Origin of the sequence: Vibrio sp. SCSIO 43137 (assembly GCF_028201475.1) — a bacterium.
Lineage (GTDB): Bacteria > Pseudomonadota > Gammaproteobacteria > Enterobacterales > Vibrionaceae > Vibrio.
This window is the reverse complement of the sequence record NZ_CP116383.1, coordinates 2,487,129-2,512,429: the sequence shown is the minus strand read 5'-3', so window position 1 is coordinate 2,512,429 and position 25,301 is coordinate 2,487,129. Positions and strand designations below refer to the sequence as shown.

Annotated in this window: 25 protein-coding genes and 2 tRNA genes; 16 read left to right on the top strand and 11 right to left on the bottom strand. The window is 45.0% G+C overall.

Annotation, left to right across the window (positions count from 1 at the left end):
• Positions 1–80: 80 nt before the first annotated feature.
• Both smrA and PK654_RS11700 read right to left on the bottom strand, forming a co-directional pair.
• Positions 81–662: a DNA endonuclease SmrA gene (gene smrA / locus PK654_RS11705; protein WP_271695970.1), complete on the bottom strand. Its 582-nt coding sequence runs from the start codon at positions 660–662 to the stop codon at positions 81–83.
• A gap of 122 nt (positions 663–784) precedes the next feature.
• Positions 785–925 carry a DUF3149 domain-containing protein gene (locus PK654_RS11700; RefSeq protein WP_271695969.1) on the bottom strand — a complete coding sequence of 47 codons (141 nt, stop codon included), beginning with the start codon at positions 923–925 and terminating at the stop codon, positions 785–787.
• Between the two features lie 350 nt (positions 926–1,275).
• Here PK654_RS11700 and PK654_RS11695 point away from each other — a divergent pair.
• Together PK654_RS11695 and PK654_RS11690 are read left to right on the top strand one after the other, a co-directional pair.
• Positions 1,276–1,352: transfer RNA gene (locus PK654_RS11695), tRNA-Pro, on the top strand.
• A gap of 397 nt (positions 1,353–1,749) precedes the next feature.
• The gene (locus PK654_RS11690) at positions 1,750–2,673 is read left to right on the top strand and encodes a Gfo/Idh/MocA family protein (protein WP_271695968.1); all 924 of its coding nucleotides are present in this window, start codon (positions 1,750–1,752) and stop codon (positions 2,671–2,673) included.
• Positions 2,674–2,675: 2 nt separating this feature from the next.
• On the opposite strand, the gene PK654_RS11685 is transcribed toward PK654_RS11690, so the two are convergent.
• Both PK654_RS11685 and PK654_RS11680 read right to left on the bottom strand, forming a co-directional pair.
• Positions 2,676–3,542 carry a TraB/GumN family protein gene (locus tag PK654_RS11685; RefSeq protein ID WP_271695967.1) on the bottom strand — a complete coding sequence of 289 codons (867 nt, stop codon included), beginning with the start codon at positions 3,540–3,542 and terminating at the stop codon, positions 2,676–2,678.
• Positions 3,543–3,606: 64 nt separating this feature from the next.
• Complete coding sequence (locus PK654_RS11680) at positions 3,607–6,312, bottom strand: heavy metal translocating P-type ATPase (RefSeq protein ID WP_271695966.1); 2,706 nt, start codon at positions 6,310–6,312, stop codon at positions 3,607–3,609.
• 174 nt (positions 6,313–6,486) lie between these two features.
• Between PK654_RS11680 and gltX the strand changes: the two genes are divergently transcribed.
• On the top strand, positions 6,487–7,911 hold the full coding sequence (gene gltX / locus PK654_RS11675) for a glutamate--tRNA ligase (RefSeq protein WP_271695965.1): 1,425 nt from the start codon (positions 6,487–6,489) through the stop codon (positions 7,909–7,911).
• A gap of 51 nt (positions 7,912–7,962) precedes the next feature.
• On the opposite strand, the gene PK654_RS11670 is transcribed toward gltX, so the two are convergent.
• The 3 genes from PK654_RS11670 to PK654_RS11660 all read right to left on the bottom strand — a co-directional run bounded on the left by PK654_RS11670 (position 7,963) and on the right by PK654_RS11660 (position 10,285).
• Positions 7,963–9,285, bottom strand: coding sequence for an IS4 family transposase (locus PK654_RS11670; protein ID WP_271695964.1), 1,323 nt, complete (start codon positions 9,283–9,285; stop codon positions 7,963–7,965).
• 126 nt (positions 9,286–9,411) lie between these two features.
• A complete protein-coding gene (locus PK654_RS11665) occupies positions 9,412–9,906 on the bottom strand; it encodes a Fe3+-citrate ABC transporter substrate-binding protein (protein WP_271695963.1) in 495 nt (164 codons plus the stop codon).
• A 302-nt stretch (positions 9,907–10,208) separates the two neighbouring features.
• Positions 10,209–10,285 (bottom strand) — tRNA-Arg (locus PK654_RS11660).
• A gap of 181 nt (positions 10,286–10,466) precedes the next feature.
• Here PK654_RS11660 and PK654_RS11655 point away from each other — a divergent pair.
• Complete coding sequence (locus PK654_RS11655) at positions 10,467–12,437, top strand: methyl-accepting chemotaxis protein (RefSeq protein ID WP_271695962.1); 1,971 nt, start codon at positions 10,467–10,469, stop codon at positions 12,435–12,437.
• 74 nt (positions 12,438–12,511) lie between these two features.
• On the opposite strand, the gene PK654_RS11650 is transcribed toward PK654_RS11655, so the two are convergent.
• Positions 12,512–13,648, bottom strand: a complete 1,137-nt coding sequence (locus PK654_RS11650; protein WP_271695961.1) for a flagellar assembly protein FlgT — start codon at positions 13,646–13,648, stop codon at positions 12,512–12,514.
• A gap of 179 nt (positions 13,649–13,827) precedes the next feature.
• Here PK654_RS11650 and PK654_RS11645 point away from each other — a divergent pair, with 179 nt between their 5' ends.
• On the top strand, positions 13,828–14,463 hold the full coding sequence (locus PK654_RS11645) for a FlgO family outer membrane protein (protein ID WP_271695960.1): 636 nt from the start codon (positions 13,828–13,830) through the stop codon (positions 14,461–14,463).
• Between the two features lie 8 nt (positions 14,464–14,471).
• On the top strand, positions 14,472–14,903 hold the full coding sequence (locus PK654_RS11640) for an LPP20 family lipoprotein (RefSeq protein ID WP_271695959.1): 432 nt from the start codon (positions 14,472–14,474) through the stop codon (positions 14,901–14,903).
• An 86-nt stretch (positions 14,904–14,989) separates the two neighbouring features.
• Here the strand turns inward: PK654_RS11640 and PK654_RS11635 are convergent, their stop codons facing one another.
• The 3 genes from PK654_RS11635 to flgA all read right to left on the bottom strand — a co-directional run bounded on the left by PK654_RS11635 (position 14,990) and on the right by flgA (position 16,602).
• Positions 14,990–15,415 (bottom strand): flagella synthesis protein FlgN, encoded by a 426-nt coding sequence (locus tag PK654_RS11635; protein WP_271695958.1) that lies wholly within the window; start codon positions 15,413–15,415, stop codon positions 14,990–14,992.
• Between the two features lie 20 nt (positions 15,416–15,435).
• On the bottom strand, positions 15,436–15,744 hold the full coding sequence (flgM, locus tag PK654_RS11630; protein WP_271695957.1) for a flagellar biosynthesis anti-sigma factor FlgM: 309 nt from the start codon (positions 15,742–15,744) through the stop codon (positions 15,436–15,438).
• 108 nt (positions 15,745–15,852) lie between these two features.
• Positions 15,853–16,602 carry a flagellar basal body P-ring formation chaperone FlgA gene (gene flgA / locus PK654_RS11625; protein ID WP_271695956.1) on the bottom strand — a complete coding sequence of 250 codons (750 nt, stop codon included), beginning with the start codon at positions 16,600–16,602 and terminating at the stop codon, positions 15,853–15,855.
• A 75-nt stretch (positions 16,603–16,677) separates the two neighbouring features.
• Between flgA and PK654_RS11620 the strand changes: the two genes are divergently transcribed.
• The 10 genes from PK654_RS11620 to PK654_RS11575 all read left to right on the top strand — a co-directional run bounded on the left by PK654_RS11620 (position 16,678) and on the right by PK654_RS11575 (position 25,299).
• On the top strand, positions 16,678–17,610 hold the full coding sequence (locus PK654_RS11620) for a chemotaxis protein CheV (RefSeq protein WP_271695955.1): 933 nt from the start codon (positions 16,678–16,680) through the stop codon (positions 17,608–17,610).
• A 12-nt stretch (positions 17,611–17,622) separates the two neighbouring features.
• Complete coding sequence (locus PK654_RS11615; RefSeq protein WP_271695954.1) at positions 17,623–18,450, top strand: CheR family methyltransferase; 828 nt, start codon at positions 17,623–17,625, stop codon at positions 18,448–18,450.
• A 279-nt stretch (positions 18,451–18,729) separates the two neighbouring features.
• A complete protein-coding gene (gene flgB, locus PK654_RS11610) occupies positions 18,730–19,125 on the top strand; it encodes a flagellar basal body rod protein FlgB (RefSeq protein ID WP_271695953.1) in 396 nt (131 codons plus the stop codon).
• Positions 19,126–19,129: 4 nt separating this feature from the next.
• Positions 19,130–19,546 (top strand): flagellar basal body rod protein FlgC, encoded by a 417-nt coding sequence (flgC, locus tag PK654_RS11605; protein WP_271695952.1) that lies wholly within the window; start codon positions 19,130–19,132, stop codon positions 19,544–19,546.
• A gap of 18 nt (positions 19,547–19,564) precedes the next feature.
• Positions 19,565–20,269: a flagellar hook assembly protein FlgD gene (locus PK654_RS11600; RefSeq protein ID WP_271695951.1), complete on the top strand. Its 705-nt coding sequence runs from the start codon at positions 19,565–19,567 to the stop codon at positions 20,267–20,269.
• A gap of 28 nt (positions 20,270–20,297) precedes the next feature.
• Positions 20,298–21,602 (top strand): flagellar hook protein FlgE, encoded by a 1,305-nt coding sequence (gene flgE, locus PK654_RS11595; RefSeq protein WP_271695950.1) that lies wholly within the window; start codon positions 20,298–20,300, stop codon positions 21,600–21,602.
• A gap of 204 nt (positions 21,603–21,806) precedes the next feature.
• Positions 21,807–22,556: a flagellar basal body rod protein FlgF gene (locus PK654_RS11590; RefSeq protein ID WP_271695949.1), complete on the top strand. Its 750-nt coding sequence runs from the start codon at positions 21,807–21,809 to the stop codon at positions 22,554–22,556.
• Between the two features lie 23 nt (positions 22,557–22,579).
• Entirely contained in the window at positions 22,580–23,368 is a 789-nt protein-coding gene (gene flgG, locus PK654_RS11585) for a flagellar basal-body rod protein FlgG (RefSeq protein WP_271695948.1), read from the top strand.
• Between the two features lie 18 nt (positions 23,369–23,386).
• Complete coding sequence (gene flgH / locus PK654_RS11580) at positions 23,387–24,163, top strand: flagellar basal body L-ring protein FlgH (RefSeq protein ID WP_271695947.1); 777 nt, start codon at positions 23,387–23,389, stop codon at positions 24,161–24,163.
• Positions 24,164–24,207: 44 nt separating this feature from the next.
• Positions 24,208–25,299, top strand: a complete 1,092-nt coding sequence (locus tag PK654_RS11575; RefSeq protein ID WP_271695946.1) for a flagellar basal body P-ring protein FlgI — start codon at positions 24,208–24,210, stop codon at positions 25,297–25,299.
• Positions 25,300–25,301 lie beyond the last annotated feature (2 nt).

The following is a 25,301-nucleotide window of genomic DNA, read 5'->3' as shown; positions in this document are numbered from 1 at the left end:
TTTCTCTTGCGTTTCACAACGGTAATAAAAACTTTCCTGATGAGGAGAGCTGAAGAGGGGGAAGTCTACCACATAATCGTCTAACCCATACGTTTTTGATGACGCTCTCTGTTTTCTGCTTTTTTCTCTGCACTCTTTCTGAGAAGAACATATACCGCGCCGGAGCCACCATGAAACTGCTGTGCAGAATGAACACACATAACATCGCTAATCTGTTCCAGCCAGCTTGCCGTATAGCTTTTCATCATAGCGGGTGGGTTAGAACGTTCTCCTTTACCATGAACGATAATAACCGTGCGTATATCCATTCTCAGGCACTGCTTCAGAAAGCGGATAATCTCGTCTCTGGCTTCTTTTAGCGTTCTTCTGTGCAGATCCAGTTTGGCTTGTATCGGGTATTTACCAAGGCGGAGTTTGCGGAAGACGCCTTCCTGAACACCATCGCGCTTAAAAGCAATGATATCTTCCGGCTTAAGCATGACAGCATGATCTAAGGAGAGGTAATCGGGCTCTTGTTCACTAAGCCACATTGCTGCTCTCTGCTTGGTCAGGTGCGTTTCCGTGACCTGATGCTGTTTTTTAAGTTCTGCGGTGTCTTGTTTGATGGGTTTTACATCTTCCATCATCTGCTGGAATAGCTCGAAATCATCGTGTTGAGACATAGAAGGATAACTGTATGGAACCGGATAACAGAGAGTATATCAGCAGGGGCAAATTTCAGACAAAGAAAACCGGAACAAATAGTCAATTTGTTCCGGAGCAATAGCTTTAATTGCTAAGCGATCTAGTGAGGAGATTTGTCATTCACCGCTTTATAAATGAAGTAACTACCGAAAAATAGCATCAGACCAAGGGCGCCAAAGATAACTATCATGGAAGACAAACCTACAGCGTTGCCAAATAAAAGATCTAACCAAAAGTCCATAGTTCCTCCTAAAAACGTTAGTGAAGACAATAAGTAACATAGAGGTTGCGTATGCTTTATGTTCTGATCTAGATCAATTGTGGCAAAATAGTTAAGCGTATGTTTTTATTGTTGCGTTTTTAGTCACACTTTAAGGCGGATTGCTTCTGTTTTAACCAAACAGATTTATTTCAGAAAAAACTTTATAAAATGGCTTGCGTCCTGATAAATTTACCGTATTATACGCATCCGTTCTCAGTGATAAGAACAACAAATTCGGTGAATAGCGCAGCTTGGTAGCGCATCCCGATTTTAGAATAGCGGGACTAGAGGGTGACCCTCTGGCAGCATTTCAAATGAGAACAACATTTCGGTGAATAGCGCAGCTTGGTAGCGCATCTGGTTTGGGACCAGAGGGTCGGGGGTTCGAATCCCTCTTCACCGACCACATTTAGAAAGCCTCAGCAGAAATGCTGGGGCTTTTGTCATTTTGGAATTCCGTATTTAGTTAATGAACGGAACCTGAGGGTCGGGGGTTCGGCTATTCCTGAATTCGGCTCTTCACCGACCATATTCTGAAAAGCCTCGTCTTTATGACGAGGCTTTTTTCGTTCTGAATTCTGTATTTAACCAATGAACGAGACCAAAGGGTCAGGGGGTCGGCTATTTCTGAACTCAGCTCTTCACTGACCATATTTAGAAAGCCTCAGCAGAAATGCTGGGGCTTTTGCCGTTCTGGAGAATCCTCTTTCACTTCTTTTGTGCACCTCTTTACAGCAAATACTCTGCTATCTGATAAAGTAATGTTGTTCACCCTTGCTGAAACCTTAAGAGGAAGCCTGAAAATGAAGATTGCTGTTATCGGTCTCGGGGATATTGCCCAAAAGGCTTACCTGCCGGTTATTACACAGAAAACGGATATTGAGCTGGTGCTTTGTAGCCGCAGCAAACCTGTACTCTCCGGTATGGCAGATAAATACCGTATTAAAGAGTTTAATAACGATTATAAAAGCTTATTGGGCTCAAATATCGATGGGGTAATGATTCACGCCGCCACAGCAGTTCATACTGAGGTAGCCAGCTTTTTCCTGCAGCACGGTATTGCCACGTTTGTTGATAAACCTCTGGCAAACAGCGCAGCTGATTGTGAGCTACTTTATGAGTATGCCGAGAAACATAAAACGCCACTGTATGTCGGCTTTAACCGGCGTCACCTTCCTTTGCAGGCAAAGTTTCTTAGTGGCGTACAGCAAGGCTTAAGACCCGATCTGTTTTCGTTACGTTGGGAAAAGCACAGACATAATCAGCCCGGAAAGGTCAGAGACTTTATTTTTGATGATTTTATTCATCCGTTAGACAGTGTGAACATCTTTGCTAAATCCACACTGGATGATATGGATGTGATTTATCACCAGCAGAATGGTTTGCTTGGCAGGATAGATGTTCACTGGCAGCAGAAACAGACCTTGTTACACGCTTCGATGGATCGGCTGCACGGCGTAACGAGAGAGCGTATTTCGGCAGACTTCGCTTCTGAATCCTATGAGTTTAACTCATTCGATAATGGCACATTATGGAAAGATAATCAGCAGAGCAGTATTGGCCTGAAAGACTGGACACCAATGCTAACCAGCAAAGGTTTTGATTGTATGATTGATGACTGGTTTAGGGTGGTAAACAAAGGGCGACTGGAGAGCGAGGTCATCAACCGCAATATAGCTACTCATCAGTTAGCTGAGCAGCTATGTAATAAGATCGGTAAGCTCTGACATTAGTGACAAGAAACGGCTTCCGGCCTGGACAACAGCTCTATCTGGTAGCCCTTCTGCCTCAAAAGCTGAATCAGGTTTTGCTCCCCAACCAGATGCAGGGCACCCACTACCACCAGATAACGGCCGTCTTTTAAAAACTGACGGTTGCTCAGTTTGTCTGCCCAGTCTCTGTTTCTTTTATAGATAAAGCGTTCGCTGATAAAGTCGTTTATTTTGCTCTCTTGTGCCAATGATGCCAGATGAGCGGCATTTCCTGATTTCCAGCTGTCGGCCAGACAGCGGCTTATTTGTTGATTTTCCTGCCAGTAATCTACGGTATTGGTCAATAACCACTTACTGATTCTGACATCATCGGTAAACAAGCCGAGTTGATAACCGACGCTCTCGAGTCCGAATACGGGAATGTTATTTTTCGCTGCCTGAACGGTGAAGTAGTTATCTATACCTAAATCGGTTTTATAACCGAGCGAGGTAAGTTGCCCTACCTGAAGAGTCAGGGCGGTTTGCCATGCCGGGAGATCGAAAAATGCCTCGTCAGGGTATCCGAGCGTCCGGTTAATTTTACTTAAAGTGGCTAGCTGAGCATCACTAAGTATTTCGCGTGTTAATGGTTGTTTATCTGCGGTAATAGTTTGCTGGCCGGAGGCGTTGAGATCGATTTCAGTGACCAGACCATCGCCGGACTTCAGAAAGTCAACAACCCGCTCTGGTAAAGGGTACATATCAGGAGTACCAAGATGAATGGAACCCAGAATCATAAATGTACGCCCGTCTTTGCTTGCCTGCCAGTGAAGAGGTTCTGATATTGCCGGGTTGGTAAACAGAATTAAAACAGAGAGTAATGCGAGCTGTATTTTGTTTTTCATATCCTGACCGAAAAGTATGGTATGCGAAAAGAAACATACCATACTCTTACGGAGCGGGCGAAAGTTAGTTGAGTTTAAACAACCTCAACCGGTTGGCGTTGGTAACTACTGTAATGGATGACAGAGCCATGGCCGCTCCGGCAATAACCGGACTTAGTAAAAAGCCGGTAAACGGATAGAGAACGCCTGCAGCTACGGGAATACCCAATGAGTTGTAGATAAATGCGCCAAACAGGTTTTGCTTCATATTTTTTAGTGTCGCTCTGGAGAGATCAATGGCATTAATTATGGCAAAAGGCGATGAGTTAAGCAGAGTCATTTGAGCATTTTCTATTGCCACATCCGAACCACTCCCCATAGCAATACCTATATCGGCTTGTGCCAGTGCCGGCGCATCGTTGATTCCGTCTCCGACCATAGCTACCTTTTTGTTCTGCTTTTGCAGTTGCTGAATATGAACCGCTTTCTGATCCGGCAATACTTCTGCGATAACATGCTGAATGCCAAGCTGGGCAGCAATTTTTCCGGCCACTTGTTTGTTGTCACCGGAGAGAAGTATCACTTCTATTCCCCGTTCATTAAGCTGTCTGACAGCCTGTTCAGATTCCGCCTTGATGGTATCGGAAATAGCAATAACCGCAGCAGCAACACCGTCAATACTAACTACGACAGGCGTCCACGCTTTATCGGTAAAAGAGGCAATGGTATCTGTTTCATTAAAGGGGCAAAGAGAGGTAATAAAATCAACGGATCCTATGGCAACCTCTCTGTTTTGAACTCTGCCTGTGATGCCTTTACCACGTTGTGTGGCAACGTTGTCTGCCTCAGCCAGAGTCGTTCCCAGCTGTTTTGCATAGTCACAAACGGCGGCAGCCAGAGGGTGTTGAGAGTGGGACTCAAGGGCGTATACCAGTTCCAGCAGCTCTTTCTCCTGCCAGTTACTTAGCAGGGTAATTTGCTGAACGGAAGGTTTCCCTTCTGTCAGGGTACCGGTTTTATCAAATACTACAGTATCGATTTTGCTTGCTGTCTGCAGTACTTCTGCATCACGGATAAGAATACCTGCCTCAGCCGCTTTACCCACACCAACTGTGATTGATAGGGGAGTCGCCAGCCCCAGAGCACAAGGGCAGGCAATAATTAATACCGTGGTAGAGACTACCAGCATATAGCTAGCCTGAGGCTCCGGACCTAGCAACCACCATGTTACTGCTGTCACTATTGCAATAGCGACCACTACGGGAACAAATACGGCTGAAATTGAATCGGCCAGTTTTGCGATAGGCGGTTTACTGCTCTGAGCCTGCCTTACCATGGAAATAATTCTTGCCAGCATAGTCTGGCTGCCGACACCGGTAGCTTCAATAAGCAGGCTTCCGTCACTGTTGATGGTACCTGCCGATACTTTATCGCCAATGGTTTTAAGTTTTGGGACCGGCTCACCGGTCAGCATAGCTTCATCGATATAGCTTTCACCCTTAACTACGGTACCGTCAATAGCTACTTTACCTCCCGGTTTTACTCTGATCTGCATGCCCGTCTGAATCTGCTCTATGGGTAGCTCTTTTTCGCCTTCTGCGGTAACTACGGTTGCCACTTTAGCCTGCAATCCGATCAGAGACTGCAGAGATTGAGTGGTTTTAAACTTAGCTTTCGCCTCAATATAATGTCCTAATGAGATAAGGCCGATAATCATGGCGCTCGCTTCAAAATAGACATGGCGGGAAGCTGGCGGAAACCATTCAGGCAATAACACCACCAGAGTTGAATAAAACCAAGCGGCTCCGGTACCCAAAGCTACCAATGTATCCATTGTGGCTCTTTTATGTTTCAGCGACTGGAATGCATTAACAAAGAAGGAGCGTCCGGCCGTTGCCAGTAAGGCAAAGCAGATCAGGGCAACAGCCCCCCAACCGATTTGATCGGCAGGAGAGGTAATCATCATACTGCCGCCCAGCATCCCCCATAACATCATAGGCGCACCGATTACCAATGCCTGAATGGCACTGCGTTTATAGTGGTTTTGTTGGTTGATATTTGCCTGCTGAAGCTCTTGTTGTTGCTGCTGTTGATTTTGTATTGCAGACGCACCATAGCCGGCTTGTCCGACCGAACTGATTAGCTGAGATAACACAGCAGAGTCGTCAGCATTTTCCGCCAGCCAGACAGTGGCACTCTGTTCGGCAAGGTTTATCTGAGCTTTTGAAACTCCCTCAACGGCCAGACAAGCTTTTTCTACCGAGGCAACACAACTGGCACAAGTCATCCCCTTAAGTACAAGGTTGATGACATTTGAATGTTCTGTAGAGTTGTGAACTTGTATATTTTCAAAAGGCTCGGATGAGGAGGGACTGCTCTGGTCAGAGCCAGGATAGTTTAAAAGCTGTTTTTCAGTTGCGGCCTGATAGCCGAGTGACTGAATCTCGGCTATGACTTCATCTACGTCGAGTGTTGTTTTAAGGCTAAGTTCTGTCTTACTTATTTCAAACTCAGCGACCTGATACAGGCCGGATAGGTGCTGTTTTACCTTGTTAACACATCGGCCACAGTTCAGGCCGGATAAAGCCAGAGTAAAGTGATTACCTGCGCCGTAGCCCAGCTGTTCAATTTTCTGAATCACGCCTGATAGGGGGAGTGACGTGGTTAAAACTAACTGCTCTTTAGTGATAGATTCGATTTGAGAGTCAGCTTCCTGCCCGAACAGATCAGACAGTTTTTTGATGCACTTGCCACAGCCTAACCCGGAGAGAGCAATAGTATAAGTTTTCATAATAATTCTCTGACAGCTAACGTTTTACAAAAAGATAAACCCTACCCCTTGGGTAAGGTCAAGGGGTTAATAATTCCGGATTGAGAAAAACAACCACACAATGCTAGAATACCGCCACTTTTTTGTCCTTATCCGCGGCTAACGCTGCACCTTTTTATCACTAAGGTAATTTACATGACGGTAAAAACTCGTTTTGCTCCTAGCCCGACAGGCTATCTTCACGTTGGTGGTGCGCGTACAGCACTTTATTCATGGCTATATGCTAAAAATCAGGGCGGTGAATTTGTTCTGAGAATTGAAGATACAGATTTGGAACGTTCAACTCAGGAAGCCGTTGATGCCATTCTGGAAGGTATGAGTTGGATGGGATTAGAGTGGGACGAAGGGCCTTACTACCAGACAAAACGCTTTGATCGTTATAACGAAATGGTGGATAAGCTGTTAGCGGAAGATAAAGCTTACAAATGCTATGCCTCTAAAGAGCTGCTGGACGAAATCCGCGCGGAGCAGGAAGCGAATAAAGAGATGCCGCGTTACGATGCTAACCACCCTAAGATTGTTGCCGTAAATCAGGCAGCAAATGAGGGCGACCCGTGTGTTATCCGTTTCCGTAACCCTGTTAGTGGCAGCGTTGTTTTTGAAGATCAGATCCGTGGCCGTATTGAGATTGGTAATGACCAACTGGATGATTTGATTATTCGTCGTACCGATGGTTCTCCTACCTACAACTTCTGTGTAGTGGTTGATGACTGGGATATGGGTATCACTCATGTAGTTCGTGGTGAAGACCATATCAATAATACGCCTCGTCAGATCAACATCTATGAAGCTCTGGGTGCCCCTGTACCTACTTTTGCTCACTGTGCAATGATTCTGGGTGATGACGGTGCTAAGCTGTCTAAACGCCACGGTGCAGTCTCTGTGATGCAGTATCGTGATGAAGGTTATCTGCCGAACGCACTGAACAACTATCTGGTTCGTCTGGGCTGGTCTCATGGTGATCAGGAGATCTTCTCTCAGCAGGAGATGATTGATCTGTTTAGCTTAAGCGCCATCAGTAAGTCTGCTTCTGCGTTTAATACCGATAAGCTTTTGTGGCTGAACAACCACTATATCAAGACATCTGATCCTGCTTATGTTGCAGAGCACCTGCAGTGGCATCTGGATAATCAGGGTATTGATAAGGCAAACGGCCCGGCAATTGAGTCTGTTATTGCCCTGGTTGGTGAGCGTTGTAATACTCTTGTTGAGCTTGCCCAGCAGTCGCGCTATTTCTATCAGGACTTTGATGCCTTTGATGCGGCAGCAGCAAAGAAACATCTGCGCGGTGTTGCTAAAGAGCCTCTTGAGCTGGCGTTGTCAAAAGTTGAAGCTCTGGAAGAGTGGACAACAGAAAACCTGCACGCTGTGATTGCTCAGGTTTGTGAAGAGCTTGAAATCGGTATGGGTAAAATCGGTATGCCACTTCGTGTTGCAGTAACCGGTGGTGGTCAGTCTCCCTCTGTTGATGCTGTGATGCAGTTAATCGGCAAAGAGAGAGTGACAGGCCGAATCAAGATGGCTTTGGCATTTATCGCTGAACGTGAAGCTAACGCATAATAGTTTCAGGTCTGAATAGAAAATCCCGCCAGATGGCGTAATGCCAGTCAGTTAAGCTGACTGGCATTTTTTGTAAGGGTACTTTTTAGGTTTTTTCCTCATCACTCGAGGATACTTTCTATCTGGTACCTTGTCTGGCAATTCAAACATTCTTAACGTTTCCAGAAGCGTAGCATAGTGCTTCGGAAGGTTACCCGGACTACTGATCGGTATAGTAGTTAGATAAACCATTACATGTCTCGCGCAGTGAGAGAAACTTAACCTATTTGGATTAACATCATCCATGCCTGAAGCAGCTTCGATCATCGCTATACGAACCAAATTGTAGGCAACAAGTACTCCCCATAGCTCTTGCCGAACCATGTCTGGCTTTCGACTTCTTAGTGTGTGGGCAGACAATAAAAGGGTTTGTTTTATTTCTCGATAGCCAAGCTCAATTTCCCAACGCTGTTGGTAAAGCTCTACCAGCTCGTTATATTGATATTTCAGCGGATCTGTCAGCGAGCTTAAAACACGATACTCCTGACCATCAATGGTATAACTTGTTAATCTTACGATTAATTCTTCATTTAAGTCAGAGAACTTTTTTCGTGCCTGAGGAGATGTTTTGATTGATACCAGCCTGTCTCTTTTTCCGAGTTTATGCACTTCAGTGTAAACAAGGTCCTTTTTAGCCGGTATCATCCAGTGCCTTTCTGTTCCCGCCTGAGACCAGCTATTTAACAGGCCAAGTGAATAGTAACCTCTGTCAAATAGGGTTAGTGAGTAATCAGGTGCGTGTTCAATCAGCCTTTCGGCAAGAGTCATTTCGCCAATCTTTCTGGCATCGAAGGCACTGTCCAAAAGCAGATGACTTGATAGCTCCATCAAGCAGCACATGCGCACCTGAGGGTAACTGTTTTCCCCTTGTTTATTGCTATCGGAGCCGAAGAAGTCCCGGTTTTCGGCATTGTCATGGGTACGAAAAACGACACCGTCCACTGCAAGCAGGTTAAGTCCATGCCACACTTCAAACTTTTGCTTATTAAAGTGATGAGCAGCCAGAGCCTGAAATGTTTCCTGCATGGCTTCCACACCTAGCCTCTGCCGGGCTTGAACTAATGCGCTTGGTGCAACTAAATGACGTTTTCCAGGCAAAGATACATCAAGTTTACTGGCTATATCCCAGACGGATTCTTGTCGGAATAAACCCATTCCTACAACTGACCAAACCACAGCCTCCAATGGCAAGCGACGTTTGCGTACAGTTGCAACCCCCGCTTTTTCAAATGCTTGTGCAAGCAACTCAGGAGAGAGTAGTGAGTTCAACTTGTCTAATGAAGTGAGCTCTTTTACAGAGGAAATAGTTGTATCAAGGAGGGACTGAATAGACATAAAAAATCCGGCATCAATTACTTGATACCGGATTTTGAAGCCTTTTAAGGATCGTTCAACTGATCTATTAAATTTCTTAACTGATCAGCATTACGCCAGATGGCGGGATTTTGTTTTTCAAAAGCTCTATTTCAGGTCGATACTGTTTAGCCGTCCCATAAACATTAACAGGTCAATCACGTCTTTATGAGCTTCCAGCAGAGCCCGCTTTGCGATGGAGTAAGCGGCCAGCTTTCCGTGTTTATCAATTGAGCAAACTTTACTGCGGTATTTAAACTCTCCTTCACCAATATATTCACGCCACTTGGCGATATAGTAGCCTTCGCTGGTGGCAGGGTCTCTCGACTTGTAAACGATTTTAGGTTCCAGATCATGTGGCAGTCGTGTCATAAGATAAGGGTCTTTCAGTAAGCGGTTCCAAAACTTCCCCCACATCTCTTTGCCCAGTTCATTCCTTAGCTCGATGGTTTTTTTCAGCGCTTTCTCTTCACCAAGGCGAATAAAGCCCACCGAACGATGCAAAATCTTATCATCGGGCGTATGGATATGAATTTTAAAGGCGGTTTTACCTTTGGATATAAATCGGTGACCGGTGTTTGTCGTTAGGTTGCTTTTACTCATCGCTTAGCTATCTAAATGACACTTCTATTAATATAAAGCCTATGACATTCTCGCGGAAAATTGAAGAAATCAAGGCATTTTTTTAATTTGAGCTATCGGTAATAAACAGAGAGTTTCTGAAAAATAACTTATAGAAAAGTTATTAGGTGCTGATATATCAGGTTTGGCGCTATTTTTTATATAAAAGAGATACCTAATAAGGGGTAAATTAAAAGAGTTGTGAATGGTGTATCTGGAAATAAATGAGCTAAATAAATAAGAATACAGGCCCTGAATACAAGCGGCAAAGATGAAAGGGTAAATGGCGTCCCCTACAGGATTCGAACCTGTGACCTACTCCTTAGGAGGGAGTCGCGCTATCCAGCTGTGCCAAGGGGACCCATTGAGAATCTGATTATATAGAGATTTTTTTTGATTTCTAAAGGTTTTTTGTCTTTTGTGGCTTAATTGTCTGAATAACAGGCAATTTATGCACCATATATTAAACTTGTAGTACAGGGATCGGGAATTCAACGTCAATAAGGCGTGGAAGCATTATTTTTGTTTGTATAGGACCTAACATGCAATTAAATGTAAGGCAAAAACTGATGTTGGTGGTGATACCAATATTGGTTGCTTTGTGTTATTTCGCCGGAGTTCAAATCACCGGCAGCCTCAAGGTAAAAGATTCTGCAACGACAATTTACAACTTTGTCGAACTCTCTGCTTATAACAGCCGTCTGGTGCATGAGCTGCAAAAAGAGAGAGGAATGTCAGCGGGCTATATTGGCTCAAAAGGTAACAATTTTGCCGATAAGTTGCCCCGGCAGCGTAAAGAAACGGATAAGCGGCTTAAGGATTTAAAAGCGTATCTGGCTGAACATTCATCAGAGCTACAACAACATAGCCAGCTTTGGCGTGTGGTTGAGGATGCAAACAGCATGATAGCTCAGATAGCTGAGATGCGCAGCGGAATTACCTCTCTGAGTACGCCACTAGGAAAAGCACTGAGTTACTATACAACGCTGAACGGAAAGTTGTTATCTGTTCCAGGTCTGGCCGTTTCAATCTCAGAAGTGGCAGAGATTAGCCGTTCTCTGGCTGCTTATTACGAGTTTTTGCAGGGCAAAGAGAGGGCTGGTATTGAAAGGGCTGTGCTAAGTAATACATTTGGCAGAGGCGAGTTTGGTAATGGTATGTTCAGAAAATTTGTTCAACTGGTAAGTGAACAAAACAGCTACTTTTCAACCTTTCAGATTTACGCTTCGCCGCAGCATGTAGATTCCTTTCGTCAGATGATGAGTGCCCCGTCTGTCAAGCAAGTGGAAGCGTATCGTAGTAAAGCATTTGCCAATGAATTGAATCAGAAAGCAGAAGAGTGGTTTGCTCAATCTACGGCAAGAATTAACCTGCTGAAAGAGCAGGAAGAGATGCTGACGGAAGAGATTCTGAAGTTATCGTCGGGTATTGTCTCTTCATCTCAGAGAGCTTTCTGGCTCTACTTAATAGTGTCTGCTGTGTTGATACTACTCTCTTCCTATTTCAGCATAATGCTGCTCAAAGGCTTTACCCGCCAGATTCATAGCCTTAAAGGAACGATGGAAAAAGCAGCTGATAAAGATCTTGCCTCTCGTTGTGACTCAGCAAGTGGTGATGAGCTGGGCATGATCGCCAATGACCTCAACAGAATGCTTGATTCTATCACTGAGACAGTGAATGTTATTGCCGGTTCAAGTGATCAACTGGCTGCTGCCTCTGAAGAGTCAACGGTCACAGTGCGGGAAAATGCAGAGTTACTGAAGAAAGAACAGAGTCAGGTACTGTTAGTGGTCAGTGCCATGGAACAGATGAGTGTTTCAATTAAAGAAGTTGCCAGCAATATTCAGCTCACTTCTGAAGAGGCCAATTCGGCCAATGAGCGGATTACTGATAGCAGCAGGACAGTTGATGAGTCCACTCAGTCAATACACCATGTCTCTTCCCGTATCGATTCCGTTTCAGAGACGATTAATGAGCTACATGAAAGTAGTGGCAATATCTCCGGAGTGGTTGATGTTATTCAGGGTATTGCCGAGCAGACCAATCTGTTGGCGCTGAATGCTGCTATTGAAGCTGCAAGGGCGGGGGAGCAGGGGCGTGGTTTTGCCGTTGTTGCGGATGAGGTTCGTTCGTTAGCCCAGCGTACTCAGGAGTCGACCCTTGAAATTGAAAATATGGTGAAAAAGCTGCAGCAGTTTAGTGATAGTGCGTTCGAGCAGGTAAGGGATGCAAAACAGCTGGCAACGTCCAGTGTAGAGAAGTCTGAACAAGTTCAAACTACATTGGCGGTAGTGGTTGACTCTATTGATAATATCAGACAGATGGCAACCCAGATTGCATCAGCCGCTGAGCAGCAGGTCACCGTAAGTAGTGAGATATCGGCCAGTGCTCAGGATATCAGCAATAGTGTTCAGGTCACCGCAGAGAGTGGCGAGCAGATAGCTCTTGCCGCTCAGGAGCAGACAGGGCTGGCAGATCAACTGAAAAGGCTGGCAGGCCAGTTTAAGTTATAAAGCTTGTTTGATAGCTGGAATAATGAGGGCTTTGCAATTAGCAAAGCCCTTTTCTTTAGCGGTATACTAATGAGTTAAGGAAGATTCTTATGCATTACATCGCCAAGCTGAATGCTCTGTGCCAGTTGAGGTTGATCGACCATAAGTTCAGATTCCTGGTCATACGTTCTGCTCACGGTGAGGGTAATATCACTTTGGGATACCTTATTTCTGGGTAATCCAAACTGGTCGATAAATGAACCTGTGTGCCAGAGTTGCAGTTTATCACCCACTTTTACCCCGTGTAGGCGGCCTAAATTGATGGTGACTTTTGAGTCGTTTACCGCAACTACTTCAGGCAGGGTTATTTTACAGGAGAGCTCTGATTCAAGATCCAGCATAATGTTACGGCTGACTCTCAGCAGCATACTACCGTAAGTAGATGCCCAGAAACGGGCACTGCGGGTGTCAACCTGGCTGGACTTAGGAAACGGCCACTGTGCGACTTCACGGTAGGCCTTGTTATACACTTCCTGGCCGGTTTTACCGTCATATACCTGCATTTCAAGGGCAAACTGGCGGTTAATCATATCGTCACCCAGCAACTTTTTCTCAACTGTGGCAGTCAGGTCGGTAATTTCACCTCCGATGATATACTGGGCACTGGTGTCCTGAGCAATCATCTGCAACACGGCAGGGTTGCCTTTATCTATCTGGTAATCTGTAGTGCCGACCGAAACAAAACTGACAGAGTCCTGTTCCAATTGACGATTGACAATATGACTGAAGTCATCCCCTATGTCATAAATCTGACCCATAACCGCCTGTTGAGGAGAGGCAATATCAATGCTGCCGACCAGAAAGGTCTTTTTATACTGGCCGACGTGGCAACCCGTTGCCGAAGGGTAGATATCCATCTGGACCCGAAGTTCCATTTTGCCGTCAGAGGCTTCGGCCTCAACCACACGGATATAGCGGACTTCGTGGTTGGTAAACTGATATTCACTGCGCTTCTGTTCCAAAAATGGTCGTAGGGATGCCAGAGACCCAATATCTGCCCCGGAAAACTTCATTCCTTGGTAGAGGGCGTCTTCCAGAGCGTTTACCCTTGCCGTCTCTTCTGAGGCTACAAAGCTGGCCGTCCCTTTTGCTTCAAACCATTCCGCAAAAGCTAACTTGCTGAAAAGTAGGGTTGTAACAACAAAACTGGCACTGAATATCTGTTTTTTCATTCGGCTTTCCAAATTGGGTATGAATTTTGCTTTAGTTTCTGTAGCTGATTTAGGTGTCGTAATTCTGAACAGTACAAGTATAGAGAAGCAAAGATTGTTCCATATCTGTTAAAGAGAGATAACAGCTTTTTAAGAGGACAGTCAGCTAACGACATCAAGTATATCTGGAGATCAAGAAAATGAAAAAATGGTTTATAGTAGCAGTGACGATGCTTTTAGCATCCTGCTCATATTCGCCCATTTATAATGGTAAGGAACCCTATCCGGGTAGCCGCTTTATGCTGATGGAAAATCCCCGCCATACGATGGATTACTTCGTTGAGAGTATGACAGAGGGGCTGGTGGAGACAAACACCAGCATTTCCGCACGTACACCAATTGCAGTAACATCATTTGTTGACCTTCAGAATATGGATACCACCAGTTGGTTGGGCAATTCTGTTTCTGAAGCGTTTATCTTTCAGTTGCAGCAGCGAGGCTTTAAGGTGGTTGATTTTAAAACCACAGGTTCTATCAGAGTTACCCAGCAAGGTGATTTTGCGCTCAGCCGTGACTGGCAGGATCTGGCACAGGAGCAGCAAGTGACTTATGTGCTGACCGGTACTATGCTTCGGCAGGAAGGTGGTGTTCTGGTAAATGCCAGGGTTGTGGCAATGCGTAGCCGCATAGTTGTTGCTACTGCACAGGGCTTTTTGCCGGCAGACAGAATCGGCCGTGATCTGGATACTATGAATACTATAAGAACAGAAGATGGTTTGATTATCCGTTCCGACCCTACCCGAAATTCAAAGAACACGATTATTCTGCGCCCATAGGAGCCAACATGAAGAAGTTATTTATCATCGCATTTCTATTGGTTGCAGCCGGATGTCAGCCTCTTCAGACCATGCAGGAAGCGAATGTACTGACAGCCGTTGGTTATGCCAGTATCAGTGAACAGAAAGGTCAGACAGACGAAGAGAAACGTGTCAGAGCGATGCGGGCGTCTAAAATTGATGCCTACCGCGAATTGGCTGAGCAAATTTACGGTATGAGAGTGAGCGGCAGAGCGAACCTTCAGGATCAAAGGCTTGGTGTTGAAACCACATCAGGTGCTGTAGATGGGGTAATACGTGGCGCAGAAGTTGTACGTAGCTATCCGGTTGGTGACAGTTATGTAACTGAGCTTGAGCTGGACATTGATAAGATGAACAGATTAAGAGATTACGGTGAAGTTCAGCAGGTCCCTTCCAAGAGACAGCAGACACTATTCTGATTTAAAAGATCCACTCCAGATACAACAAAAGCGGCTCAATTGCCGCTTTTGTTGTTTTTAAACTGATTGTAATTAAATAGGCTAAGTTACGCTTTGATATCTGTGCCAAGAGTAGAGATGCTGTTTGTCTGGCCGCCGGAAGTGTAGGTCATTCCGATCTTTCCGCGGCTCTGTTGCATCAGGTTATTAAGCTTGTTGTAACTTAACTGCGCCCTCTGTAAAGCTTCGCCGTTAACTTCGTTACTCTGTTTGCAGTCGTGGACAATTGAGCGAATAGTGGCCACTTTCTGCTTAAAGCCTTCATTCTCATTAATCTGAGCGACGTCAGTATGATCAGCAATTCGTTTATCTGTTTGCTGTAGCTGGGAGATCAGCGTGAGTTTTTCTTTTGCTAACCGCTCTATATCTGCCGACACTCTGGAGGTGATGGCTACCTTTTCATTTTCTAACAGAGCGGAAAGTGCCTGTGCATTTTCCAGCTGATAGTCAAGTAAGTCAGAGAGTTTTGCCATAGGAAGTCCGGGCTAAAAAATTACAGCCCGCCCAGCTCTTTTTCAAACTTCATCATATTATCAGCAAGTTTGTCCGGGTCGACTTTATAAGAGCCATTGGCAATGGCTTCTTTAATCGCCGCAACTTTTGCACTATCGAAACTCGGCTGCGCTGCCATATCTTGTTGAAGCTTACCCATAGCTTTACCTTGCTGGCTCAATGACACCGAATCCTGACTCCCTTTAGATTCTTTCACTGAATCTGAACGGGGAGCTCCTGACTCTGAACGAGACGGACTACGATTTGTGGTCATAGTTTGTCCGGTGCGGATATTGTCAATGCCTGCCATATAAAAAGCCTTATCGCTTATAAATTAAATTTTGTAACCAGAGTATCGACCGAAATTGTCTAACCTTTAGACTTTTTTATCGGTTTCCCTAGTTTGCGGGAAAAAAAATCAAAAATATACTGTAATTTCAGCAATTCCCGTCACAACTCCCTCAATTATACGTTTAGATTTATCATTTTTCACTCTGATTTGGTCACCGGAAGCGCCATCGGTCAAAGCGGTTCCTTTAGTTGTAATGGTCATGCCGCCTTTTACCGCTTTTATAATCACTTTTTCGTTGCGGCAAACAACGCAGATATCATTACGTTCCAATACCTTACCCGGGCGCACATTTTTCTTAAGTTTAGCGCCTACTGCCTGATTTATATCAGTTAATCCTTGTCTACGATATCCCGTCAGCTTTATCATACTCATAGACAGATCACCGGCGGCAATAATATCCCCTCTCGACAGGGAGCGGTTAACGGTGACCAGAGGTAAAGAAATTGATGTTTTTACCGGTACATAAACCCGCCAGTTTTCTGCATCGCATTCAATTAAGACGGTAACGCTACTGGTTGTGTGGCTTTTTGTTGAAGAAGAAGCAATCAATGGCTGAGAACAGTCAGAAGCTTTGATTCTGGAATCTAGCTGAGCCGCTTTTGCGACTAACTCACCCTGCTCGGGAAGGTCTATAATGCTATTAACATGTTGTTCTGCTGCGGTCTGAATCGCCAAAATCTGTTCAGGTGTCGCAGAAAAGCAAGATAGGCTAAAGAAAAACATAAAAAAACCGATAGATTTATCAAGAAATTTGTATAAAGCTTTACACTTAGATATAGAATACATAGTTGGTATGCCTGACTGTACGAGGGCCATTTTGTGTGCTTTCTTTAAATATAACCTCTATAGTTTATCATTTTTTAATCAGAAGTTTGAGATGGAGTTGAGTTTATGACCGGTATCATGGATTCTGTGAATCAGCGAACGCAGTTAGTAGGTCAAAACAGATTGGAGTTATTAACGTTCCGTCTGATGGGGCGTCAGCGTTATGGGATTAACGTTTTTAAAGTAAAAGAAGTGCTTCAATGCCCTCAGTTGACATCAATGCCAAACCTGAACCCAATGGTAGTCGGTGTTGCTCATATTCGCGGACAAACTATTTCTGTTATTGATCTCAGCCTTGCTATCGGCGGGCGGGCAACTCAGGATCCTCAAAACTGTTTCGTTATTATCTCGGAATTTAACCGTACAATTCAGGGCTTTTTGGTGACTTCGGTTGAGCGAATCATTAACATGCACTGGGAATCCATATTGCCGCCACCTGAAGGCGCCGGCAAAGGCAACTATTTAACTGCGGTTACCAATATTGATAATGAGCTGGTTGAAATTATTGATGTTGAGAAAATTCTGGCAGAAATTTCTCCTGTTGAGGAGGAAATGGACGCTGGCCTTGTGGAAGAAATTGCTCAGGTAGAACAGGAAAGCGAGAAACCAATTGTTCGTCGTATCCTGATTGCCGATGACTCTACTGTAGCCCGTAAGCAGGTTCAGAGAGCTGTTGAATCAATTGGTTTTGAAGGCATTCTGGTGAAAGACGGAAAAGAAGCCTATGATAAACTCGTTGAAATGGCAGCAGAAGGTAGCATTTACGACCAGATATCCTTGGTAATATCAGATATCGAAATGCCTGAGATGGACGGCTATACTTTGACAGCAGAGCTTCGTCGTCACCCTGATTTTAAGGATTTGCATATTATCCTGCATACATCACTCAGCGGTGTATTTAATCAGGCTATGGTAGAGCGCGTTGGTGCCAACGAGTTTATTGCTAAATTTAACCCAGATGAATTAGGCGCCGCAGTAAAAGCAGCAGTCAGCAAATAAAAAGAGAAGTGAATGACAGCAATTACGATAAGTGATCAAGAGTACAGAGATTTCAGCCGATTTCTAGAATCACAGTGTGGTATTGTTTTAGGCGACAGCAAGCAGTATTTAGTGCGAAGCCGCTTAAGTCCCCTTGTGACAAAGTTTAAGCTTGAGTCCTTGTCTGATTTACTGCGAAATGTGGTTACCGGGCGTAACCGTGAACTAAGGGTTGCCGCCGTTGATGCCATGACAACCAATGAAACACTTTGGTTCCGGGACAGTTATCCGTTTACAGTACTTGCTGACAAACTATTGCCGGAAATGGCAGAAAAGAAGCGACCAATAAAGATTTGGTCAGCAGCAAGTTCATCGGGTCAGGAGCCATACTCAATGGCGATGACGGTTTTGGAAACTCAGGCTAAACGCCCGGGGTTTCTGCCAAGCGTCTCTATTACCGCGACAGATATCTCCGCCAGTATGCTGGATATGTGCCGTGCAGGAGTTTATGACAACCTGGCTCTAGGACGAGGCCTGTCTCCGGAAAGACGCCGCACCTTCTTTGAAGATGCCGGTGACGGAAGGATGAAGATCAAAGATAACGCCAAACGTTTAGTGAACTTTCGTCCTCAGAACCTGATGGAAAGCTACGCACTACTTGGCAAGTTCGATATTGTCTTTTGTCGTAATGTTTTGATCTATTTTTCACCGGATATGAAATCGCAGGTACTGAACTCTATTGCCAACTCATTAAATCCGGGTGGCTATCTGTTGCTTGGTGCATCCGAGTCTCTAACCGGATTGACGGATCGCTTTGAAATGGTACGTTGCAATCCAGGTATTATTTATAAGCTTAAATAAGCCGGCAAAAATGACATACCAAGAGGAGCCATAGTGCTCCTCTTTCTTTTTCAGCTCTACTTTCCCTTCACGCCATTATTCGCTGATAGTGACAATATTCGCTATTCTTAAAGAGACATTTCAGATTTAGCAATTTTTTTGGCTCGATTTATGCAAATGTTTACCTGCAACTTAGTGTTGTAACACTAGATTAAAGATAAATTATCCGAGTGTTAATTGTTGGCATGATGATTGCTTTTAATCTTAGTAGTAAGTCATTTTGGATGGTAGAGGCACAATATGGCCATTTCTTTTAATAATGCTCTGGGCATTCACCAACATACTGTTGGAGTACGTGAGCGCAATGCGGAGGTTATCTCTTCAAACATTGCGCAGGCGAACACGCCCGGGTTTAAATCAAAAGGAATGGACTTTCAGCGAGCACTTGCCGCGGCAACGTCGGGGGCAAGTTTTGGTCTTAGCCGCACCAATGAACGGCATATTGCTGCCACCACCAATGTGAACGGGGATGTTAAGTATCGTGTTCCTACCCAGCCTGATACGGGTGACGGTAATACTGTCGATGTGGATTTAGAGCGTAACTTGTTTATGCAAAACCAGATCAGACATCAGGCTTCACTCGACTTTCTGGGTGGTAAATTTAAAAACTTAACTAAGGCGATTAAAGGGGAATAATTAGATGAGCTTATTTAATGTGTTCAATGTGACTGGTTCTGCAATGAGTGCTGAATCTGTTCGTCTAAATACCACTTCAAGTAACCTTGCCAACGCAGACAGTGTCAGTGGCTCTGCTAAAGAGACCTACAAAGCACGCCATGCTGTATTTGGCGCTGAGTTAAGTAAAGCACGCTACAACCGTGATCATAATGTGCCTGTTAAAGTGATGGGCATTATTGAGAGCGATAAACCGCTTCAGGCGGAATATAACCCGGATCACCCTCTTGCCAATGATGAAGGGTATATCTACAAACCTAACGTCAATGTCATGGAAGAAATGGCGAACATGATTTCAGCTTCTCGTTCATATCAGACGAATGTGCAGGTGGCTGATGCAAGTAAACAAATGCTGCTGCGTACGCTGCAGATGGGTCAATAAGGATAAGGAGATAGCGTAATGGCAATCAACAACGTTGGTCAGAACGGTTTATCCTACCTTGATCAGCTTAAAAATCTTCAAGAGCAAAATAAGCCTACGGAGACGACTGGTAAGCAAGAACTCAAACAAGAGGACTTCTTATCCTTGCTCACAAAGCAGCTTGCTCAGCAGGATCCTTTTAAGCCGGTTGGTAATGACCAGATGATTGCGCAAATGGCTTCATTTGCGACTGTTGACGGAATCACCAAAATGAATGGACAGTTTGAAAGCCTGAACTCGTCCATGACTTCAAATCAGGCTCTGCAGGCATCCACGCTTGTAGGACGTGATGTGTTGGTTCCCGGAGCTGCCGGTGTTAAGCCGGACAATGCGGGAATGGCGGCTATGGTGAAACTTCCTCAATCGGTAGATAACCTGTTTGTTCGTGTTGAAAACGAGCTGGGACAATTAGTAAGAACACTTGATGTTGGTGCTAAACCCGCTGGTGAGAACCGCGTCGAATGGGATGGTAAAGATGAAAACGGTAATCCGTTGCCTGCCGGCAAATATAACGTAAAAGCCGGTGGACTGCTGGACGGACAAAGCACAGAGTTTGAAGTTTCGACTTATGCGAATGTGAATAGTGTTCTGCTCGGCAAAGGTGACGGAAACGTACTGCTCAATCTGGCTGGATTTGATTCGCCAGTTCGACTTGCTGAAGTACTAGAAGTTGGCAAAGCGTAATTACGCAGGCTAGATAGGAGAATTTGAAATGTCATATGTATCTTTAAGTGGTTTAGCCGCTGCTCAATTAGATTTAAACACGACCAGTAATAACATTGCTAACGCCAACACATATGGATTTAAAGAATCCCGTGCTGAATTTGGTGATGTTTATTCTAACTCACTGTTTACTAATGCTAAAACAACTCCAGGCGGAGGTGTTCAGGCAAACAAAGTTGCCCAGCAATTCCATGAAGGTTCTAGTGTTTATACCAATAACCCTATGGATTTACGGGTAGCAGGTACCGGCTTTTTCGCTGTATCAAAAGATCGTATGGTTCCTGCTCAAAATGAACTGACCCGTAACGGTGCTTTTCACCTGAATAAAGATAACTACATGGTAACTTCTAACGAAGAGTATCTGTTGGGTTATCAGGTGAATCCGGATACCGGTGACGTTCTCTCTTATGAACCTTCACCACTTAATGTTCCTGCTGAATTTGGTAAGCCAAAGCAGACGGCAAACGTTGAAGTGGGCGTAAACCTGCCGGCAAATGGTGACCTCAAAGATCCTGCGCTGTTCGATTTTACCGATGAAGAGACTTATAACCGTTCAACTTCATCCACGATTTATGACTCGATGGGACAGTCGTACAAACTGACGACCTACTATCTTAAAGATATGACCCAGCCGAATACGTGGCAAACATACTATACTGTGACTGATGAGGCTGGTGAAAAGCCCGTGAATATCACAGGTGGTGATGCCACGAATGCGACGGGTCATGTCGGTCATACCATGAAGTTTAACAATGATGGTACTCTTCAATCGTTAAATAACGGTCAGCCAATTGTTTCTGATGCCCTTGGTGCAGGAGCGAACCCGATAGATCTTAACGGTGCCGATCCGACTCAGCAACTGAGCTTTAAGCTGGACAGTGCGACACAGTTTGCTGCTCCGTTTGAGTTGACTAAGTTTGATGAGGATGGTGCGACCACCGGCTTCCTTATCAAGCTGGACTTCGATGAAAACGGCAGTGTTCTGGGTACTTACTCAAATGGTGAAAACGTGACATTAGGCCGGGTAGCTCTGGTACGTGTACCAAATGAGCAAGGGCTGGATAAGAAAGGCGGAACTCAATGGGATTCAACTCAGTTTTCCGGAGATAAAATCTGGGGTGAGTCGAATAAGGGCTCGTTCGGTACCATCAGTAACGGTACATTAGAGCAGTCAAACATTGATATGACGCAGGAGTTGGTTGACCTAATCTCTGCTCAGCGTAATTTCCAGGCGAACTCCCGTTCTCTTGAAGTGCATAACCAGACTCAGCAGACTATTCTGCAGATTCGTTAATGCAATCATCTGTCGATCAGGCTACAGAGCAATTTGTGGCCTGATTTTATTGCCGCATAAGCGGCAATAACTTACATACATTTCTCCCTTCCCACCTCTTTGTATAATGTCACCGTTATGCAAGTGTTTGTTATATCTGATTTAAATCAAGTTGGCACGCCAATTGCTTTATAAGCTTCAGAAACGATTTTTTGGAGCAAAATTATGGATCGCGCACTGTTTCTTGCCATGAGTGGCGCTAAGCAAAATATGCAGGAAATGCAGCTGAGAGCCAATAACCTGGCTAACGTCAGTACTACCGGCTTTCGTGCCGATCTGGCACAAGCCCGTTCGATGCAGGCTTACGGCGAAGGTTTGCCGTCAAGAGTGTTTAGTATGACAGAGCGTCCGGGTCACAGTTTTGCTCAGGGTAGTGTGGTAACCACCGGCCGTGATCTGGATATTACCGTTGAAGGTGATGGCTGGATTTCGGTAATGGATAAAACTGGTCAGGAAGGCCTGACACGCAATGGTAACCTCCATATTGATGAAACCGGCCTGCTTTCTAACGGTTCAGGTCATGCGGTTCTGGGAGAGACAGGAGCCCCTATTACGTTACCCATACCACTGGCTAAAGTAGAAATTGGCCGTGACGGCACTATTTCCGTTTTGCCACAAGGTGCTCCGGCTAATGCCATTGAGGTGGTTGACCGTATCAAGCTAACCAGTACCAATAATCGTGATTTATTCAAAGACACTAATGGTCTGTTTCGCTCCAAAGATCCAAATATGGTATTTGAAGCCGACGCTGATGTGAAAATTATGACCGGCGCGGTCGAAGGCAGTAACGTCAATGCCGTAAGTGAAATGACCAATTTAATTGATTTACAGCGCCAGTTTGAAATGCAAGTCAAACTGATGAGCAATGCAGAAGATATGGACAAAGCGTCCGACTCATTGCTTCGTATGAGCTAACAGTATAAGGAAGGGGAGAGATTATGCATCCTGCACTATGGGTAAGTAAAACAGGTTTAGATGCGCAACAGACAAATATTGCCACCATCTCGAACAACCTTGCCAACGCCTCTACTGTTGGCTACAAAAAGAGCCGTGCAGTATTTGAGGATCTTTTTTATCAGAACATTAATCAGGCTGGTGGTCAGTCATCTCAGAATACCGAGTTGCCAAGTGGTTTGATGCTGGGTGCCGGTTCCAAGGTGGTGGCAACGCAGAAAATTCATACTGACGGTAATGCCCAGACTACTTCCAACAGTCTGGATATGATGATTGAAGGTGACGGTTTTTTCCAGGTACTCATGCCGGACGGAAATATTGGCTATAGCCGAAATGGTCAGTTTACCCTGAATGATGAAGGAACCATTGTCACTTCCGCAGCAGGTTATTCCCTGCAGCCGGAAATCGTCATCCCTGAAGATGCTATCTCAATCACAATTGGTAACGATGGTGAAGTTTCAGTACGTGTACGTGGTCAGCAGAACAATCAGGTGGTGGGGCAGATTACTACCGTTGATTTTATTAACCCGGGCGGTCTGGAACCTATTGGTCAGAACCTCTACCTGCCGACGGGCGCCAGTGGTGACCCACAGGAAGGTGTTCCGGGGCTGGAAGGTCTGGGCGCAATTAAACAGTCGATGCTGGAGAGTTCAAACGTAAACGTTACGGAAGAGCTGGTTAACCTGATTGAAGCCCAGCGTGTTTATGAGATGAATTCAAAAGTAATTTCAGCTGTGGATAAGATGCAAAGCTTTGTTAACCAGCAACTTTAATATTCTGAGTATTTGATTATGAAAAATTATATCGCGTTACTTATGCTGGCTCTGCTTTCAGGTTGTTCTCTTGCCCCTTCTGATTCTGGTAGTGATGTAGAGCAGGCGACCACATTAGTTGATGCCGTAGAGGGTGATAAATCTGAAGAAGAAGATACGGGAGTGATCGATACATTACGTAGCCGTATTGACCCGCTGAAAGGTGATCCGGCATGGGCACCTATTCATCCGAAGAAAAAACCACAGCATTACGCTACAGCAACCGGTTCCCTGTTTAACAGTAACTATGCCAGCAACCTTTATGATGATTCTAAGCCACATGGTGTGGGTGATATTGTTACGGTAATGATGGATGAGAATACTAAAGCGGCAAAAAGTGCTGATGCTGATCTGTCTAAATCTAATGACGCCTCTATGGACCCGCTATCTGTAGGCGGCAAACCGCTGACTATCAATGATTACAACTTCTCCTACGAACTGAAAAACGGCAATAAGTTTAAAGGTAACTCATCCGCTAATCAGAGCAACAGCATCACAGGTTCTATTACTGTAGAAGTTATTGACGTACTGGCGAACGGCAATCTGGTGATTCGCGGTGAGAAGTGGCTGACACTGAATACCGGTGACGAATATATTCGTCTGAGCGGAACCATTCGCCCTGATGATATAAGTTTCGAAAATACAATCGCTTCCACGCGAATTTCCAATGCCAGAATTCAATACTCGGGCACGGGAACGCAACAAGATATGCAAGAACCTGGATTCTTGGCACGATTCTTTAATGTCTCCCTTTAATTGAAATTTAAGGTCGATGTTTTGACGGTAAACAGGGTTTAGTCATGAGAAAGTTAACACTAGCCATTGTGAGCATAATGATGATATTTACATCAGCACATGCTGCAAGAATCAAAGATGTAGCCGAAGTTGCCGGTGTACGTAGTAACCAGTTAATTGGTTACGGGCTAGTGACAGGTCTGCCGGGTACCGGCGAGTCTACTCCCTTTACCGATCAAAGTTTCAATGCCATGCTGCAAAACTTCGGCATTCAGTTGCCGCCGGGAACCAAACCGAAAACCAAGAATGTTGCAGCAGTGATTGTCACCGCTGAATTACCTCCCTTTTCTAAACAGGGGCAACAAGTTGATGTGACCGTCTCTTCTATCGGTTCAGCAAAAAGCCTGCGTGGCGGTACCTTAGTTCAAACTTTTCTGAAAGGTCTGGATGGTGAAATCTATGCCGTTGCTCAGGGTAATCTGGTGGTAAGCGGTTTTAGTGCCACAGGTGCCGATGGTTCCAAGGTGGTAGGTAATAACCCGACGGTTGGTTTAATCTCTAGTGGTGCGACAGTGGAAAGAGAGATACCAACACCATTCAGCCGTGGTGACTTTATTACTTTTAACCTGCTTGAATCAGACTTTACTACGGCGCAGCGTATGGCTGATGCGGTAAACAATTTCCTTGGCCCTCAAATGGCTTCAGCGGTGGACTCAACCTCTGTAAGGGTACGTGCTCCGAGAGATGTGAGTCAGAGAGTGGCGTTTTTATCTGCCATCGAAAACATTGAATTTAATCCGGCAGAAGGTTCGGCAAAAATTATTGTTAACTCACGTACCGGTACCATAGTGGTCGGCCAGCATGTGAAGTTAAAACCTGCTGCTGTGACCCATGGTGGTATGACGGTAGCAATTAAAGAAAATCTTCAGGTTAGTCAGCCAAATGCTTTATCTCAGGGACAAACAGTGGTTGTTCCTAATTCCACCATAGAGGTGAATGAAGAGCAGGGTAAGATGTTTAAGTTTGAACCCGGCCTGACACTTGATGATCTTGTCCGCGCGGTAAACGAAGTAGGTGCAGCGCCTTCAGATCTTATGGCGATATTGCAGGCCCTTAAGCAGGCCGGTGCAATTGAAGGCCAGTTGATCATTATCTGAGG

Bases quoted from the DNA above. Each gene is read 5' to 3' on its own strand.
- smrA (WP_271695970.1), bottom strand. From the start codon at position 662: ATGTCTCAACACGATGATTTCGAGCTATTCCAGCAGATGATGGAAGAT.
- PK654_RS11700 (WP_271695969.1), bottom strand. From the start codon at position 925: ATGGACTTTTGGTTAGATCTTTTATTTGGCAACGCTGTAGGTTTGTCT.
- PK654_RS11690 (WP_271695968.1), top strand. From the start codon at position 1,750: ATGAAGATTGCTGTTATCGGTCTCGGGGATATTGCCCAAAAGGCTTAC.
- PK654_RS11685 (WP_271695967.1), bottom strand. From the start codon at position 3,542: ATGAAAAACAAAATACAGCTCGCATTACTCTCTGTTTTAATTCTGTTT.
- PK654_RS11680 (WP_271695966.1), bottom strand. From the start codon at position 6,312: ATGAAAACTTATACTATTGCTCTCTCCGGGTTAGGCTGTGGCAAGTGC.
- gltX (WP_271695965.1), top strand. From the start codon at position 6,487: ATGACGGTAAAAACTCGTTTTGCTCCTAGCCCGACAGGCTATCTTCAC.
- PK654_RS11670 (WP_271695964.1), bottom strand. From the start codon at position 9,285: ATGTCTATTCAGTCCCTCCTTGATACAACTATTTCCTCTGTAAAAGAG.
- PK654_RS11665 (WP_271695963.1), bottom strand. From the start codon at position 9,906: ATGAGTAAAAGCAACCTAACGACAAACACCGGTCACCGATTTATATCC.
- PK654_RS11655 (WP_271695962.1), top strand. From the start codon at position 10,467: ATGCAATTAAATGTAAGGCAAAAACTGATGTTGGTGGTGATACCAATA.
- PK654_RS11650 (WP_271695961.1), bottom strand. From the start codon at position 13,648: ATGAAAAAACAGATATTCAGTGCCAGTTTTGTTGTTACAACCCTACTT.
- PK654_RS11645 (WP_271695960.1), top strand. From the start codon at position 13,828: ATGAAAAAATGGTTTATAGTAGCAGTGACGATGCTTTTAGCATCCTGC.
- PK654_RS11640 (WP_271695959.1), top strand. From the start codon at position 14,472: ATGAAGAAGTTATTTATCATCGCATTTCTATTGGTTGCAGCCGGATGT.
- PK654_RS11635 (WP_271695958.1), bottom strand. From the start codon at position 15,415: ATGGCAAAACTCTCTGACTTACTTGACTATCAGCTGGAAAATGCACAG.
- flgM (WP_271695957.1), bottom strand. From the start codon at position 15,744: ATGGCAGGCATTGACAATATCCGCACCGGACAAACTATGACCACAAAT.
- flgA (WP_271695956.1), bottom strand. From the start codon at position 16,602: ATGGCCCTCGTACAGTCAGGCATACCAACTATGTATTCTATATCTAAG.
- PK654_RS11620 (WP_271695955.1), top strand. From the start codon at position 16,678: ATGACCGGTATCATGGATTCTGTGAATCAGCGAACGCAGTTAGTAGGT.
- PK654_RS11615 (WP_271695954.1), top strand. From the start codon at position 17,623: ATGACAGCAATTACGATAAGTGATCAAGAGTACAGAGATTTCAGCCGA.
- flgB (WP_271695953.1), top strand. From the start codon at position 18,730: ATGGCCATTTCTTTTAATAATGCTCTGGGCATTCACCAACATACTGTT.
- flgC (WP_271695952.1), top strand. From the start codon at position 19,130: ATGAGCTTATTTAATGTGTTCAATGTGACTGGTTCTGCAATGAGTGCT.
- PK654_RS11600 (WP_271695951.1), top strand. From the start codon at position 19,565: ATGGCAATCAACAACGTTGGTCAGAACGGTTTATCCTACCTTGATCAG.
- flgE (WP_271695950.1), top strand. From the start codon at position 20,298: ATGTCATATGTATCTTTAAGTGGTTTAGCCGCTGCTCAATTAGATTTA.
- PK654_RS11590 (WP_271695949.1), top strand. From the start codon at position 21,807: ATGGATCGCGCACTGTTTCTTGCCATGAGTGGCGCTAAGCAAAATATG.
- flgG (WP_271695948.1), top strand. From the start codon at position 22,580: ATGCATCCTGCACTATGGGTAAGTAAAACAGGTTTAGATGCGCAACAG.
- flgH (WP_271695947.1), top strand. From the start codon at position 23,387: ATGAAAAATTATATCGCGTTACTTATGCTGGCTCTGCTTTCAGGTTGT.
- PK654_RS11575 (WP_271695946.1), top strand. From the start codon at position 24,208: ATGAGAAAGTTAACACTAGCCATTGTGAGCATAATGATGATATTTACA.